Below are 13240 nucleotides of genomic sequence, written 5' to 3'. Positions count from 1 at the left end.
CTACCGCATATAAATAAAGGACTTCAGAGTCAAATGGCCCTGAAGTCCTTTTTCATTGGGCGCTAGAAGCTATCAAAATAGCTAGCCCGGTACTGAACCCGTCCGCTACCAGCTCCCGCGCGGGGGCTGGGTACGGCGCTCATGCTGCAGCGCCTTGCCCAGCAGATCGACCATGTACTGCCGATCCACCAGCCTGGCGAAGTCCGCTGCCGTCATATTGCGCTGGTTGCGCAGCGTGACGTCCGCTCCCTCCTGCAGCAGCAGCCTGACCACGGCTTCGCTGCTGTACTGGGCGGCCAGCATCAGCGGCGTGCTTCCGTTCGGCGATGCAGCATCGATATAGGCGCTTTCTTCGAGCAGCAGCTTGATGATCTCCAGCGTCTGCGGCGTATCGGCGGAGGCCGCATAGTGCAGCGGCGCCCAGCCCTCTCGATTCACGTCGGCGCCGCGCTTGATCAGCTCGCGCACGATATCGAGGTGGCCCTTGATGCAGGCCATCATCAGCGGCGTCTCGTTCTGGCGTGAGGCCAGATTGACATCGATGCGCGGAGCCTTGAGCAGCACGTCAAAGACCTTGAGCGAGTCCTGATGCAAAGCCGCCACCAGCCCCGGCCGCCCGCGCGAGTCCAGGGTGTTGGCGTTGAAGCCGCGAAAGATCAGATTCACCATGGCACTGGAGTTGTCGCTGACCAGCGCCCGCGAATAGTCCTCGTAGTCATTGGCCAGGGCCAGCCCTGGCAGGCCCGCCACCCCGACGACAGCAGCCCCCGCCCAGCGCAGGCTCTGGCGGCGGTTCAATGACGATGCAATCGATGGGGCAGCAAAAAGACTCATGCACTCGCTCCAGAGTTCACGGACAAGGTCACGCCCTTGAACAGGCGGTCAAAGTTGGCACTGGTGGCAGCAGCCACCTCCTCGATGGAAATGCCGCGCACCTCGGCAATCTGCCTGGCCACAAAAGGCACGTAGGAAGGATTATTGGTCTTGCCTCGGTAGGGCACGGGCGCGAGATAGGGACTGTCGGTTTCTATCAACAGCCGGTCCAGCGGCACGAAGGCCGCCACATCGCGCAGATGCTGGGCATTCTTGAAGGTCACGATGCCCGACAGGGAGATGTAGTAACCCATGTCCAGACCGGCACGGGCCACTTCGGCGGTTTCGGTGAAACAGTGAAAGACACCGCCGGCCTGGGTGCCGGAATCGGCCTCGCCGCACTCGCGCAAAATGCCCAGGGTGTCGTCGGAGCTGCTGCGGGTGTGGATGACCAGCGGCTTTTGCGTGATCTGCGCGGCCTTGATATGCGTGCGAAAACGCTCGCGCTGCCATTCCAGATCGGCAATCGTGCGACCGCCCTTGCGGTCTTCCATGCCGTAGTAATCGAGCCCGGTCTCGCCGATCGCCACCACGCGCGGCAGCGCGGCGCGCTCCACCAGATCCTGCACGCTGGGCTCGGTCATGTCTTCGGTATCGGGGTGCACGCCCACGGTGGCCCAGAAATTGTCATAGTCCAGCGCCAGCTGGTGCACCTCGGGAAACTCTTCCATCGTCGTGCTGATGCACAGCGCGCGCGTGACCTTGGCGGCAGCCATGGCCTCGCGGATCTGCGCGATATTGGCGCTCAGCTCGGGGAAATTCAGGTGGCAGTGGGAATCGGTAAACATAGAAATTGGACCGCCCCTGAGCGGCTGCGCCGCTTCCCCCCGGGGGACGACGCCATCGCTGCGAGACGGCTCTTGCTCGGCGCCTCTGGTGTGAGAGCGCGCCAGTATTAAAAATCACACGACTTACGCAAAACAGGTTTAGGCAAGCTGACTGCCGCAGAAGACAGGCTGTAGTTGAGTTCTTGTTTGCGTAAGTCCTAAATCAGATTGTCTGGGTCGGCTTCTCGGAGCTCAGGGCCGTGCCCAGAATCTGCTCGATCTTGGCCTTGAGCTCGGCAGACTTGGCATCCTTGGGAAACTGGATGCCCACACCCTGGGTCCGGTTGCCGGAAGCACGCTCCGGCGTCACCCAGGCCACCCGGCCCGCGACCGGATAGCGCTGCGGATCGTCGGGCAAGGTGAGCAGAACATAGACATCATCGCCCAAACGATAGTCACGCTGCGTGGGCACAAAAATCCCCCCTTCGGCGAACAACGGAATATAGGCGGCATACAGTGCCGCCTTTTCCTTGATCGCCAGCTGCATCACGCTGGGACGAGGGGTGGTAGTTGCGTTCATAGTGGGTAGCGGAATTCTTGTGGCAGCCGGGCGGCGGTAGTGGCGAGGTTAACACCCGGGAATATTTTGACCAAACCGTGCTTCATGACCTAGCGCACGGCTCTTGCGGCTTTGCCCGAGATCAGCACCGCCCGCGCCCTGGAGGCCAGAGCCTCCATCATCAGCCCGGCGTTGAAGGGGTGATCGGCCGTGCGCGCCGCCTGCACCAGCTCGCGCGACCATTCGGCCAGCAGCGCCATGGGCAGCGGCTTGCCCGGCAGATCGGCAGGCGAGAAATAGCGGGGCTCGCCGCCACCGGCCAGCGCCATCAGGTCGTGGCAGATTTTCTGCAGCGCCTGCACGGCATCCACCGGCGCAAAAGCCGCCAGCGCCGCCACATCCCCCTTGGCCAGCTGCCTTGGCAATTGGGCCCAGGCAGCGGCCTTGCCCGCGTCCGCCGCCATGCGCAGCGCATCGCCGGGTCGACCGCCGGCAGCCTGCAGGGCCGCTGCGGCATCCGGTTCGTTCAAACCTTGCGCCTGCAGCCACTGCGCGGCCTCGGCCGCCACAGGCCAGGTCATGGTGTGCGTCAGGCAGCGGCTGCGAATGGTGGGCAGCAACTGGTGCGCGGCCTCGCTGGCCAGCACGAAGCGGGTGTCTCCGGGCGGCTCCTCCAGCGTCTTGAGCAGGGCGTTGGCGGTAATCGCATTCATTTGCTCGGCCGGGTAGACCAGCACGGCCTTGCCGCGTCCGCGCGCGCTGGTGCGCTGGCAGAACTCCACGGCATCGCGCATGGCTTCCACGCGAATTTCCTTGCTGGGCTTGCGCTTTTTGTCGTCGATGTCGGCCTGGGCCTTTTCCGGCAGCGGCCAGCCCAGCTCCATCATCTGCACCTCGGGCATGAGCACGCACAGATCGGCATGGGCACGCACATCTATGGCATGGCAGCTGGCGCAGTGCCCACAAGCACCTTGCGCAGACGGCTGCTCGCAGAGCCAGGCGCGCACCAGCGACAGGCCCAGTGCGTACTGGCCCAGACCCGAAGGCCCTTGCAGCAGCCAGGCATGACCACGCTGGGCCAGCAAGCGGCCACGCTGTGCGGCGATCCAGGGCGCTTCGAGATCGGGTGCACTCATGGCTTGCTACCCACCATGATGGCCAGCCAGCCCTTGCGCACCACGGCCTGGATGATCTGCTGCCACACGGCATGGCGGCTGGCATGGGCGTCGATGCGCACAAAGCGCTGAGGCGCCGTCCGGGCGCGCTCGGCATAGCCTTGGGCCACTCGGGCAAAGAACTCGCCGGGCTGGGCTTCGAAGCGGTCGGGAACACGGGCCGTGGCCAGGCGCTCGGCCGCCACTTCGGCGGGCAGGTCAAACCAGAGCGTCATGTCGGGCTCGCGCATGAAATCCGGGGCCTGCCCTGCCTGCAGCGCCGTGCCGCTCTGCGCCATGCGCTCCAGAACCGACAGCTGCTCCCAGCTGAAGCCACGGCCCGCGCCCTGGTAGGCGAACGTGGCATCGGTAAAGCGGTCGCTGATGACCACCTCGCCGCGCGCCAGCGCCGGCTCTATGACCTGCACCAGATGGTCGCGCCGGGCCGCGAAGGCGATCAGCGCCTCGGTCAGCGGGTCCATGGCGTCATGCAGCATCAGGGCGCGCAGCTTTTCGGCCAGCGGCGTGCCACCGGGCTCGCGCGTGAGCGTGACCACTCGGCCCTGATCGCGAAAAGCCTGGGCCAGTGCCTCGATATGCGAGGACTTGCCCGCACCGTCGATGCCCTCAAAACTGATGAACAGACCCTTGGGTAAAGCTGTACTCACTGATATTTCCTCTAGTGCAGCGCATGGCGACACCAGTTGTTTGATTCGACACAGGGCACAGGCCATGACCTGCCGCCCTCAAGGATTGCTTACTGACCGCGCTGGTAGCGGTTGACGGCCCTATTGTGCTCGTCCAGCGAGGCGCTGAAATGGCTGGTGCCATCGCCCCTGGCCACGAAGTACAGCGCCTTGGTCTGATCGGGCTGCACTGCCGCCATCAGCGCCGCCTTGCCGGGCATGGCGATCGGCGTGACGGGCAGGCCTGCACGGGTATAGGTGTTCCAGGGCGTGTCCTCCAGCAGATCGCGCTTGCGCAGGTTGCCGTCAAAGCTGGCCCCCACGCCGTAGATCACCGAAGGATCGGTCTGCAGGCGCATGCCTATGCGCAGGCGGTTGGAGAAAACGCCGGCAATCTGCGCCCGGTCTGCAGCGCGGCCGGTTTCCTTTTCCACGATGCTGGCCAGGGTCAGGGCTTCATCGGCAGATTTGAGCGGGGTATTGGCCGCCCGCATGGCCCAGGCATCGGCCAGACGGCGATCCATGGCGTGCAGTGCACGGCGCAGCACGGCCATGTCCGAGCTGCCCTTGGCATAGGTGTAGGTGTCGGGGAAGAAACGGCCTTCGGGCGGCACGCCCACCCGGCCCAGGGCCGTCATCACGGCTTCGTCGCTGAGCCCTGCGCTGTCTTGCTTGAGGAATTCCTCACGCGCCAGCGCCGCTCGCACCTGGCGCCAGTTCCAGCCTTCGACAAGAGTCAGCGCACGCAGGCTTTCCTCGCCGCGCGCCAGCTTTTGCAACAGCACATAAGGTGTGAGACCGGTGCTCAGTTCGTAGTTGCCGGCCTTGATGGCGCGGTCCTTGCCCGAGAAGCGAAACCACGCATAGAGCAGACGCGCATCGGTTTGCACCCCAGCCTTGACCACGTTCTGCGCCACGCCGCGCGGCGTGGTGCCGGGCTCGATCTCCAGCTCCAGATTGGGTTCGGACAGCTGCAGCGGCTGGTTCAGCCACCACCAGGCGCCGCCTGCCGCCAGGGCAGCCAGCAGCAGCAAAAATATCAGTGCTCGAATAAGGGCACGCACAAGCTAGATCCATCAGTACACAGAGCGACGATCATAATTCAGCCATGACCCAGCCCAAGACGCTGCCCCTGAACGGCATTACCCCCATTTCCCACTTTGGTGTCATCCGCGCCGTTGGCGCCGACGCAGCCAGCTTTCTCCATGGCCAGTTGAGCAACGATTTCGCGCTGCTCAAGTTCGATCAGGCCCGCCTCGCAGCCTTTTGCACGGCCAAGGGCCGCATGCTGGCCAGCTTCATCGGCTTCAGGCGCAGCGCTGACGAAATTGTGCTGATCTGTGACCGCAGCCTGCTGGCTCCCACGCTCAAGCGCCTATCCATGTTTGTGCTGCGCGCCCAGTGCAAGCTCAGCGATGCGACGGCTGACTTTGCTCTTTACGGACTGACCGGCCAGGCCGCCGAGAACTATGCGGGCGCGGCAGCCGCACCCTGGACTCTGAGCCAGCAAGGCGATGCCCATGTGCTGGCGCTCTACCCCGCTGCAGGCAACCAGCGTGCGCTGTGGATCGGCCCTGCGGGTCAGGCCCCCGAAGGACAGCTGCTGAGCGAAGATCTCTGGCAATGGTCCGAAGTCCGAAGCGGCGTGGCCACGCTGTCGGCCCCGGTGGTGGATGCCTTCGTGCCCCAGATGCTGAACTACGAATCCCTGGGCGGCGTCAACTTCAAGAAGGGCTGCTACCCCGGCCAGGAAGTGGTGGCCCGCAGCCAGTTCCGCGGCACACTCAAGCGCCGCGCCTATCTGGTTCATGCCGAGCAGGCTCTGAGCGTGGGCCAGGAAGTCTTCAGCGCCGAAGACCTGGAGCAGGCAACCGGCACCGTGGTCCAGGCAGCAGCAACTCCGCAAGGCGGCTGGGATGCCATCGTTTCCATGCAGATTGCCTCCTCCACCCGCGACGATCTGTTTGCCCATGCGGCGCTGGCCGAAGGCCAGAGCGCCGATGCAGGCAAGGGCATTGCGCTTCAGGTCCTGCCCCTGCCCTACGAGCTGCTGACGGATATCTAAGCGTCCTCGGGCCCGCAGTGCCGCTGACCCGGCATTGCCAGCCAGGCCACCGCTACACTTCGGCGCATGAGCAACTCTTCCCCGGACTACCGCCACCGCTGGCTGCTGGCCCTGGCCTGGGGGCTGCTCTGCGCCTTGATCCTGGCCCTGCAGTGGTGGCAGGCTCATGCCCGCCAGGAGCAGGAGCAGTTGCAGCTGACCCAGACCGTACAACGCCAGATGCTGGAGAAGGTGGCCCAGCACAAGGCCCACCTTACCGCCCTGACTGCCGTGGCACCGCTGGATGCAGCCAAGGAGTCATCGGCTCTGCAGCATATTGCGCAGTCGGTGCAGACCATTTACCCGCGCGTCCAGGAAATCCAGCTGGTCACTGCTGCCACGCCCGCCTCCGGCAGCTGCCGGGACCCGGCCGTGGTGCAGACTGCCGCTCCGCTGGCACCGCGAGCCAGCGCCAGCCTGCCTGACGCCCTGCACCCGGGTCATTATCTTTTTCTCAAAAAGATAGCAGACCCCGAAGGCTGGCTTTGCGTTCGCATTGATTCCTCTCACTTGCTGGATGACAAGGTCCTGCCCGATGACAGCGGGCTGCGCATACGCCTTCATGACCACACCTTGCTGGAGCCCGCTGCACAGCTGCAGCAAAGCCACAAATTTGGCGAATTCACACTCGCCGGCTATGACCAGCCTCTGCAGGTGCAACTGCTCAGCCGCCCCCGCAGTCTGGTGAGCTGGAGCATGGTGCTGATCAGTACCCTGATCAGCACCATGCTGGTCGGTGCAGCTCATCTGATCTGGCAAAGCCGCCAGCAGGCCAGACGCCACCAGCGGCGCGCCCAGCTGCTGGCCAATGAAGCACAGCTGGCCCATGCCTCGCGCGTCAACGGCATGGGAGAGATGGCCTCGGGCATCGCACATGAGCTGGCCCAGCCCGTCACCGCCCTGCTCAGCCAGAGCCAGGCCGCATTGCGCGCCCACGAACTGGGCAAGACCGAACTGCTGGCGACGGCCCTGCAGGCCAATGTGCGCGAGGCCAGGCGCGCAGGCGCCATCCTGGAGCGCATGCGCAGCTATGTGAGCAATGCCCCAAGCCAGCCGCAAAGGCTGGATCTGGCCCAGGTCGTCGATCAGGCCCTGCTGCTGCTGGAAGGCCCGGCACGCCAGGCCAAGGTGGCGCTGCGCTGGCAGGCACCGCTGCAGCCCTGCAGCGCCTGGGCCGACCCGGTGGCGCTGGAGCAGGTGCTGCACAATCTGGTGCGCAATGCGCTCGATGCGCTTGGCCAGGCGCAGGATGCGCAAGCCGCCATCGCCATCACGCTGGAGCAAAGCGGTGGCGAGGCCCTGCTCGTGGTGCAGGACAACGGCCCGGGCATGACTGCGGCCACGGCAGAGCGCATCTTCGAGCCGTTTTTCACCACCAAGTCCGACGGCATGGGGCTGGGCCTGCCGCTGTGCGCCACCTTGATGGAGCGCATGGGCGGCCGTCTGGAATATGTGCCCGGCCCGCATGGCGCCCGCTTTGTCATGCATCTGCCGCTGGATGGAACCGATTTGCCCGCATGATTTATCTGATCGATGATGACCCGTCGGTGCGCAATGCTCTGCATCTGCTGCTGCAGACCTATGAGCTGCCCGTGACCTGCTTTGAATCTCCCGCCGACTGCCTGGCCCATCTGGACCGCAGCCAGCCCGGCATCCTGATCACCGACCTGCGCATGCCCATGATGTCGGGCCTGCAGCTACACGAACAGCTCATGGCACAGGGCGTGGACTGGCCCACGATCGTGATCACCGGCCACGGCGATCTGCATGCCTGCCGCCGTGCCTTCAAGGCGGGGGTCACCGACTTTCTGACCAAGCCCATCGAAGAGCAGACCCTGCTGCAGGCCATCGAGTCGGCGCAGGCACGGCTTGACCAGCAGGCCGAGCGCAACGAAGCCCGCCAAAGCCTGCGCGGCCTGACCGAGCGCGAGCGCGAGGTGCTGGAGCTGATCACCAAGGGCCTGGGCAGCAAGGAGATCGCAGCGGCGCTCGATATATCGGTGCGTACCGTGGACACACACCGCGCCAGGCTGGCCGAAAAGCTGGGTACTGGCTCGGTCGCAGAACAGACAAGACTGCTGCTGACTGCAGCCTTGTAAGCGGCCAGACTCGGTAGGATTACCGATGGCCATCCGTTGCCTTGCGAATGGGCGCCGAAAGCAGCCCTTCTTAAAGTTCTGTCATCGCTTGTTCACCCCAATCCACAAGGAGCTTTGACATGAACCAACGCCTGCGCAACATCGCCTTCTGCACCCTGACCCTGGCCGCCGCCGCCGCTTCCGCAGCCACCGTTTCCACCCGTAGCATCGCCAGCGCCACTGCCTTGCAGCTGGCCCAGCAGACCGTGGCGGCCTGCAGCGCCGACGGCTACAACGTCAGCGCCTCGGTGCTGGACCGCTCGGGAGTGCTGCTGGCCATGGTGCGTGCCGACGGCGCCGGCCCTCATACCGTCGAAGCCTCGCGCGCCAAGGCCTTCACCTCGGCGTCGTCGCGCAACCCCACCAGCGGCATCGCCAAGGCCATTCAGTCCAATCCCGATGCAGCCGGCATGGCAAATATCCCCGGCTTCCTGGTACTGGGCGGCGGCGTGCCCCTGAAGATCGGCAATGAAACCATTGGTGCCATTGGTGTGGCCGGTGCGCCTGGCGGCCATCTGGACGAAGCCTGCGCCCAGAAGGCCATCACCGCGCTGAAGGATCAGTTGCAGTAATGCCCCCAGCACGCAGATGAGAACGAAAAGAGTTCGAGCCTGCGTGCGACAAGGCCTGCGAAGCAGGCCGCCGCAGAGCGCTCCCGCCAGCGGGTTGCGCTCTCCTTCAGCCGCTCGGCTACCTCTGTCCCTGGCCTCGCCCGATCGAGTTCAGAACACCCCGTAGCGATAAGCCACATAGGCAGCGGCCGCCACCCCGATCAGACAGAGGACGGTCATGATTCTTGCCATGGACGCTCCTTTGCATCAAGCATCAAATCGGGCTTGAACACTTGCAGATAAAGCGTTTCAAGCTATCAAAACAGATGTATCAAAGCACTCTGCGCATCGTGATGTGGGGAATACCGGCCTCCTCATAAGGCTCGCCTACCGGCGTAAAGCCTGCGCGCAGATAGAAGACTTCGGCATGGCGCTGCGCGTGCAGCACGATTTCCTTGTCGCCGCGATCGCGCGCCGCATCCATCAGGCTCTCGAGCACCATACGCCCCCAGCGACCGCCGCGCACGCTGCGATCCACGGCCATGCGGCCGATACGCCCCACGCCCGGCGCATCGCTGACCAGCCTGCCCGTGGCCACGGGCTGGTTCAGGCCATTGAACAGCACCACATGACGCGCCACGGGGTCGAGCTCGTCAATCTCGATCTCGCGCGGTACGCCCTGCTCGCGCACAAACACGGCCAGGCGCAGGCGCTCGGCGTCGCGCCCCAGGTCGTTCCAGCTGCCCGAGCGCAGCGTGACGACCTCCTGCCCTGCTTCATAGGCCGTGAGCAGATCCCGCATGGCCTGAGGCACGGGCCTGGGGGTCTGCGTCGCCGCATCGGCAAAGACATAGATCAGCTCCACGGTGTTGAGCAGCTCCATGCCGCGGAAGATGCCTGCCTCGAACTGCAGCGAGGTGTTGCCCTGTTTGACGCAGCGGATGCCGACATCCAGCACATCGCCCAAAGTGGCCGAGCCGTGATAGACCGTGCTGGCCTTTTTTACAAAGAGCTCGCCGCCCAGCGATGCAAAGCCGGCCTCATAGGGGATGGCCAGCTGGCGCCAGTAGTTGGTGATGGCCACATCGGCATACATCAGATAGTGGGCATTGAAAACAATCTTCTGCGCGTCCACCTCGGCCCAGCGCACCTCGATACGCGTAAAGCTGCGAAAGTCCTGTCGATTCATAGTTCTTACTCTGGTTTCAATTCAATCCAAACGCGCCGCGCAAGGCTTGCGCCATGTCCCGGTGCGCCTGACGCGCCTCGGCAATCACGCGCCCCATCTTGACGAACTCATGGGTCACGCCCTTGTAGATTTCCAGATCCACGGCCACGCCCGCCATGCGCAACTTGTCAGCATATTCCACGCCTTCGTCCACCAGGGGGTCGCACTCTGCCAGACCTATCCAGGCAGGTGCGACATCGTCGACATCGGGTGCCAGCAAAGGAGCGAAGCGCCAATCCTCGCGGTCCTGGCGCCTGGCGATATATTGCGCAAAAAACCAGGTGATGGAAGCCTCTTCAAGCACCAGTCCATGGGCAAAGCGGCGATGGGAGTCGGTGTCCTGGTGCGCCGTGGTGCCGGGATAGATCAGCAGTTGCAAGGCCAGCTTGAGGCCGGTGTTGCGTGCTTCGATGGCACAGGCTGCCGCCAGCGTACCGCCGGCGCTGTCGCCACCGACAGCCAGGCGGCTGCCGTCCGCCCCCAGGTTTTGCGCATGGGCTGCCAGCCACTGCAGCGCGTCCCAGGCATCGTCATGTGCGACGGGAAACCGGAACTGCGGCGCCAGGCGATAGTCCAGCGACACGACCATACAACCCGCCAGATACGCGAGCTGACGGCAAAGCGCATCATGCGTGGCCACGCTGCCTACGGTAAAGCCGCCGCCGTGCAGATACAGCAGCACAGGCAGGCCCGCGGCGGGGGCTTCATCGCGACTCACAGGCGCATAGAGGCGGGCCGGCAGCTGCGCGCCGTCGCGTGCAGGAATTTGCAGCTCCTCCACACGAGGCAAGGCCTGCTTGGGGATTTCAAGCACGCCGGCGCCAGCCTCATAGGCCGCTTTGGCAGCTTCCGCGCCGAGCTCGTGCATGGGAGTGCGCGCGGCCCGCTCCATGCGACGCAGCACATCGCGCATGGATGGTGTCAGACTGGCTGGCAAAGCCGCAGAAGAATCGGACATGATCACGACGGTAAAAAAACACAGGATGGCATTGTGCGTTGCAACTCCGAAGTCTGCAGGCCAATGCTGACAATTGTTCGGAATCGATACCGTCGCAGACGTTCCAGGGAGCCTGCCCATGCTGGCGGCAGGCTCAAGGCATCGGCCAAGGTGGGCAACATCGCATCGCGGCTGATAGTTCGCGGCAGCGGTTCATCGCTGAACCAACTGGCTGCGGCAGCTGTTCAATGCGCCAAGGATTCCGCCCAGAAGTCCGAACCAGTGCGCCTGGGTGACGATATAGCCACCGATCAATTTCTGTTCGCGCAGATCGGGGCCGACCCAGGACTGCCAGGCCAGCCAGCCCATGACAAGCAGCAGCACGGTGGCGGCCGCGGGATCCCGGTGAAGCAGGACCTGCGGCAGGAGCATCCAGACAATCAGTCCGTAGAGCAGGCCCGACATGCCGACATAGTCGCTCACCTGAGGCGAGGTGGACCACAACAGCAAAGAGACCAGAACGGCCAGATAGCCCATGCAGGCAAGCAGACGCCTTGCCGTCCAGCTGGCATCCGCGAAAGAGCAGCACAGCAGCAAGCCGCAGGCATTGATTGCGGCGTGAGCCCAGCTCAGGTGCACCCAGTGTGCCGACAGCAGCCTCCACCATTGCCCATCGGCAAGTGCCGCTGTCTCATAGCGCAGCAGTCCTCGCCATGCAGCAGGCAGGGCCTGCAGCAACGCCATCAGCATGCACATCAGCAGCGCACACTGCCTCGGTGAGAGAGCTACCGGGCCGGACTTCATGCCTGGGGCTCGGGCCTGAGCCACAGCCAGATCTGCACGCAGGCCATGACTGCCACCACCGACGCGCTCAGCCACGGGTTCTCGGCGACATGAAAGATCAGCGCAGAGCTGAACACCATGCTGGCACTGGCCATCCATTTGACGCGACGGCTTACCTGCCCGCCATCATCCCAGTTTCGCAACATCGGGCCGAACAGGGAGTGGGCATACAGCCAGCCGTGAAGCCTGGGCGAGCTGCGTACCGCCGCCCAGGCGGCCATCAGGATAAACACGGTCGTAGGCATGCCGGGCACCACGGCACCAATCAGGCCCAATATCACGCAAAGAACAGCGAAGACCGTCAAAAGACAACGCAGGGGCAGGGAAAGGCGCTTATGCAATGCTTCCGGCCTTGGGGTCGGGAAGTCGGCGGATGAGGATGGTTCTGTCATGGATCAGGGAGGCGGAGAGCGCACGATACTCCATGCGATATCGCCGCCGCGATTTCCTATCAGGTTCAATATATTGGCCAGCGCCGCGTCCTGTCCGGGTTCGGCCCCGGCCAGTCCTTGAAAGCGCCACCGACCCGCAAGCTGCTGGCCTTTTCCGCTCAGTTGCAGCGCACCTTGCAGCGTCTGCAGCTCAAAGACCGGACCCGCGTCTGCGCGCTGAGCGGCAAGTGCCATGCGATAGCTGCCCAGCGGGCGCAGTGTGGAGAGCCGGGAAGACAGCGACAAGGCCTTCAACTCCAGACGCCCCTGCATGGAGTCAGTCTCCATGCTCTCGGGCCATTGAAGAAAGGACGAGGACAGCTGAAGCTGGCCGTCCAGGCCCAGCGTGTTCCAGGGAGTCCCCAGGCCCGCAAGCAGCTGGGCCGGCAGCTGCCAGTCCAGCCCTGACAGCTGAAACACCCGTTTCAAGGGCAGCCAGCGCAGCTGCGCCGCTTGTCGCTGACAGCAAGCATGCTCAACAGCGACGCCAACACCCCAGTCCTGCAGGCGCAGGCCCTGCGCCTCGCTGCTGCGGGCCGGATGCAGTCTCCAGCTCAACCGCCCCGGCAAGGCTTGCGCATCATGGCTTCCCGCTCCGCCCGCCAGCATCAGCACTGCGGACCCCTTCCAGACCGAGCCACGCACGTCCTGCAGCGCGATGCGCTGGCCGCTCGCCATGGCGACCTGGGCCGCAAGCCAGTGTGCGGGAAAAAAGGCTAGCAAGCACAGCGCGCCGCCGAGCAGCCCTCCGGCCATGGCCCAGCGCCATGGCGAGCCGACCGTTGGAGGCCTTGAGTGGCCGCTTCTGCGCCAATGCGTTCCAGCTACCACGGTACGCAACAGTGTTCAGGCATCGATGGCTGCAGGCTGCGGAAAATAGCGCTCCAGCAAGCTGCCAAAGCGGTCATAGGCAGCATTGGCACCGGCAATCACCTTGTCCTGGATTGCGGCATCGCCGAGCGCCGGCGC

Annotated in this window: 15 protein-coding genes; 4 read left to right on the top strand and 11 right to left on the bottom strand. The window is 64.4% G+C overall.

Annotation, left to right across the window (positions count from 1 at the left end):
- Window positions 1-105: 105 nt before the first annotated feature.
- From ACLBXN_RS04860 to mltG, 6 genes are all read right to left on the bottom strand, one after another.
- On the bottom strand, window positions 106-834 hold the full coding sequence (locus ACLBXN_RS04860; protein WP_043007531.1) for an ankyrin repeat domain-containing protein: 729 nt from the start codon (window positions 832-834) through the stop codon (window positions 106-108).
- Window positions 831-1661 (bottom strand): TatD family hydrolase, encoded by an 831-nt coding sequence (locus ACLBXN_RS04855; protein ID WP_211455796.1) that lies wholly within the window; start codon window positions 1659-1661, stop codon window positions 831-833. The genes ACLBXN_RS04860 and ACLBXN_RS04855 overlap by 4 nt, the downstream gene beginning before the upstream one ends.
- Window positions 1662-1863: 202 nt before the next feature.
- Window positions 1864-2220 (bottom strand): PilZ domain-containing protein, encoded by a 357-nt coding sequence (locus ACLBXN_RS04850; protein ID WP_003056839.1) that lies wholly within the window; start codon window positions 2218-2220, stop codon window positions 1864-1866.
- A gap of 89 nt (window positions 2221-2309) precedes the next feature.
- Window positions 2310-3335, bottom strand: a complete 1026-nt coding sequence (locus ACLBXN_RS04845) for a DNA polymerase III subunit delta' (protein WP_447611351.1) — start codon at window positions 3333-3335, stop codon at window positions 2310-2312.
- A complete protein-coding gene (gene tmk, locus ACLBXN_RS04840; RefSeq protein ID WP_447611350.1) occupies window positions 3332-4021 on the bottom strand; it encodes a dTMP kinase in 690 nt (229 codons plus the stop codon). Before tmk ends, ACLBXN_RS04845 begins: the two co-directional genes overlap by 4 nt.
- A gap of 89 nt (window positions 4022-4110) precedes the next feature.
- On the bottom strand, window positions 4111-5103 hold the full coding sequence (gene mltG, locus ACLBXN_RS04835; protein ID WP_043007538.1) for an endolytic transglycosylase MltG: 993 nt from the start codon (window positions 5101-5103) through the stop codon (window positions 4111-4113).
- Window positions 5104-5147: 44 nt separating this feature from the next.
- Here mltG and ygfZ point away from each other — a divergent pair, with 44 nt between their 5' ends.
- The 4 genes from ygfZ (at window position 5148) to ACLBXN_RS04815 (ending at window position 8853) form a co-directional block, all read left to right on the top strand.
- Window positions 5148-6104, top strand: coding sequence for a CAF17-like 4Fe-4S cluster assembly/insertion protein YgfZ (ygfZ, locus tag ACLBXN_RS04830; RefSeq protein ID WP_447611349.1), 957 nt, complete (start codon window positions 5148-5150; stop codon window positions 6102-6104).
- A gap of 66 nt (window positions 6105-6170) precedes the next feature.
- Window positions 6171-7664 carry a sensor histidine kinase gene (locus ACLBXN_RS04825; protein WP_447611348.1) on the top strand — a complete coding sequence of 498 codons (1494 nt, stop codon included), beginning with the start codon at window positions 6171-6173 and terminating at the stop codon, window positions 7662-7664.
- Window positions 7661-8242, top strand: coding sequence for a response regulator transcription factor (locus ACLBXN_RS04820; protein ID WP_447611347.1), 582 nt, complete (start codon window positions 7661-7663; stop codon window positions 8240-8242). Before ACLBXN_RS04825 ends, ACLBXN_RS04820 begins: the two co-directional genes overlap by 4 nt.
- Before the next feature lie 119 nt (window positions 8243-8361).
- A complete protein-coding gene (locus ACLBXN_RS04815) occupies window positions 8362-8853 on the top strand; it encodes a GlcG/HbpS family heme-binding protein (protein ID WP_043007546.1) in 492 nt (163 codons plus the stop codon).
- A gap of 310 nt (window positions 8854-9163) precedes the next feature.
- Here the strand turns inward: ACLBXN_RS04815 and ACLBXN_RS04810 are convergent, their stop codons facing one another.
- The 5 genes from ACLBXN_RS04810 to gspN form a co-directional block, all read right to left on the bottom strand.
- A complete protein-coding gene (locus tag ACLBXN_RS04810) occupies window positions 9164-10021 on the bottom strand; it encodes a GNAT family N-acetyltransferase (protein WP_003056855.1) in 858 nt (285 codons plus the stop codon).
- A 16-nt stretch (window positions 10022-10037) separates the two neighbouring features.
- Window positions 10038-11018, bottom strand: a complete 981-nt coding sequence (locus ACLBXN_RS04805) for an alpha/beta hydrolase fold domain-containing protein (protein WP_447611346.1) — start codon at window positions 11016-11018, stop codon at window positions 10038-10040.
- Between the two features lie 192 nt (window positions 11019-11210).
- Window positions 11211-11747 (bottom strand): rhombosortase, encoded by a 537-nt coding sequence (gene rrtA, locus ACLBXN_RS04800; protein ID WP_447611345.1) that lies wholly within the window; start codon window positions 11745-11747, stop codon window positions 11211-11213.
- Between the two features lie 50 nt (window positions 11748-11797).
- The gene (locus ACLBXN_RS04795) at window positions 11798-12232 is read right to left on the bottom strand and encodes a YbaN family protein (RefSeq protein WP_447611344.1); all 435 of its coding nucleotides are present in this window, start codon (window positions 12230-12232) and stop codon (window positions 11798-11800) included.
- 3 nt (window positions 12233-12235) lie between these two features.
- Window positions 12236-13027 (bottom strand): type II secretion system protein N, encoded by a 792-nt coding sequence (gene gspN / locus ACLBXN_RS04790; RefSeq protein WP_447611343.1) that lies wholly within the window; start codon window positions 13025-13027, stop codon window positions 12236-12238.
- Between the last annotated feature and the right edge of the window lie 213 nt (window positions 13028-13240).

It is taken from the genome of Comamonas sp. C24C, from assembly GCF_053345995.1.
This window is presented reverse-complemented; position numbering and strand designations above follow the sequence as displayed.

Bases quoted from the DNA above. Each gene is read 5' to 3' on its own strand.
- ACLBXN_RS04860 (WP_043007531.1), bottom strand. From the start codon at position 834: ATGAGTCTTTTTGCTGCCCCATCGATTGCATCGTCATTGAACCGCCGC.
- ACLBXN_RS04855 (WP_211455796.1), bottom strand. From the start codon at position 1,661: ATGTTTACCGATTCCCACTGCCACCTGAATTTCCCCGAGCTGAGCGCC.
- ACLBXN_RS04850 (WP_003056839.1), bottom strand. From the start codon at position 2,220: ATGAACGCAACTACCACCCCTCGTCCCAGCGTGATGCAGCTGGCGATC.
- ACLBXN_RS04845 (WP_447611351.1), bottom strand. From the start codon at position 3,335: ATGAGTGCACCCGATCTCGAAGCGCCCTGGATCGCCGCACAGCGTGGC.
- ygfZ (WP_447611349.1), top strand. From the start codon at position 5,148: ATGACCCAGCCCAAGACGCTGCCCCTGAACGGCATTACCCCCATTTCC.
- ACLBXN_RS04825 (WP_447611348.1), top strand. From the start codon at position 6,171: ATGAGCAACTCTTCCCCGGACTACCGCCACCGCTGGCTGCTGGCCCTG.
- ACLBXN_RS04820 (WP_447611347.1), top strand. From the start codon at position 7,661: ATGATTTATCTGATCGATGATGACCCGTCGGTGCGCAATGCTCTGCAT.
- ACLBXN_RS04815 (WP_043007546.1), top strand. From the start codon at position 8,362: ATGAACCAACGCCTGCGCAACATCGCCTTCTGCACCCTGACCCTGGCC.
- ACLBXN_RS04810 (WP_003056855.1), bottom strand. From the start codon at position 10,021: ATGAATCGACAGGACTTTCGCAGCTTTACGCGTATCGAGGTGCGCTGG.
- ACLBXN_RS04805 (WP_447611346.1), bottom strand. From the start codon at position 11,018: ATGTCCGATTCTTCTGCGGCTTTGCCAGCCAGTCTGACACCATCCATG.
- rrtA (WP_447611345.1), bottom strand. From the start codon at position 11,747: ATGCTGATGGCGTTGCTGCAGGCCCTGCCTGCTGCATGGCGAGGACTG.
- ACLBXN_RS04795 (WP_447611344.1), bottom strand. From the start codon at position 12,232: ATGACAGAACCATCCTCATCCGCCGACTTCCCGACCCCAAGGCCGGAA.
- gspN (WP_447611343.1), bottom strand. From the start codon at position 13,027: ATGGCCGGAGGGCTGCTCGGCGGCGCGCTGTGCTTGCTAGCCTTTTTT.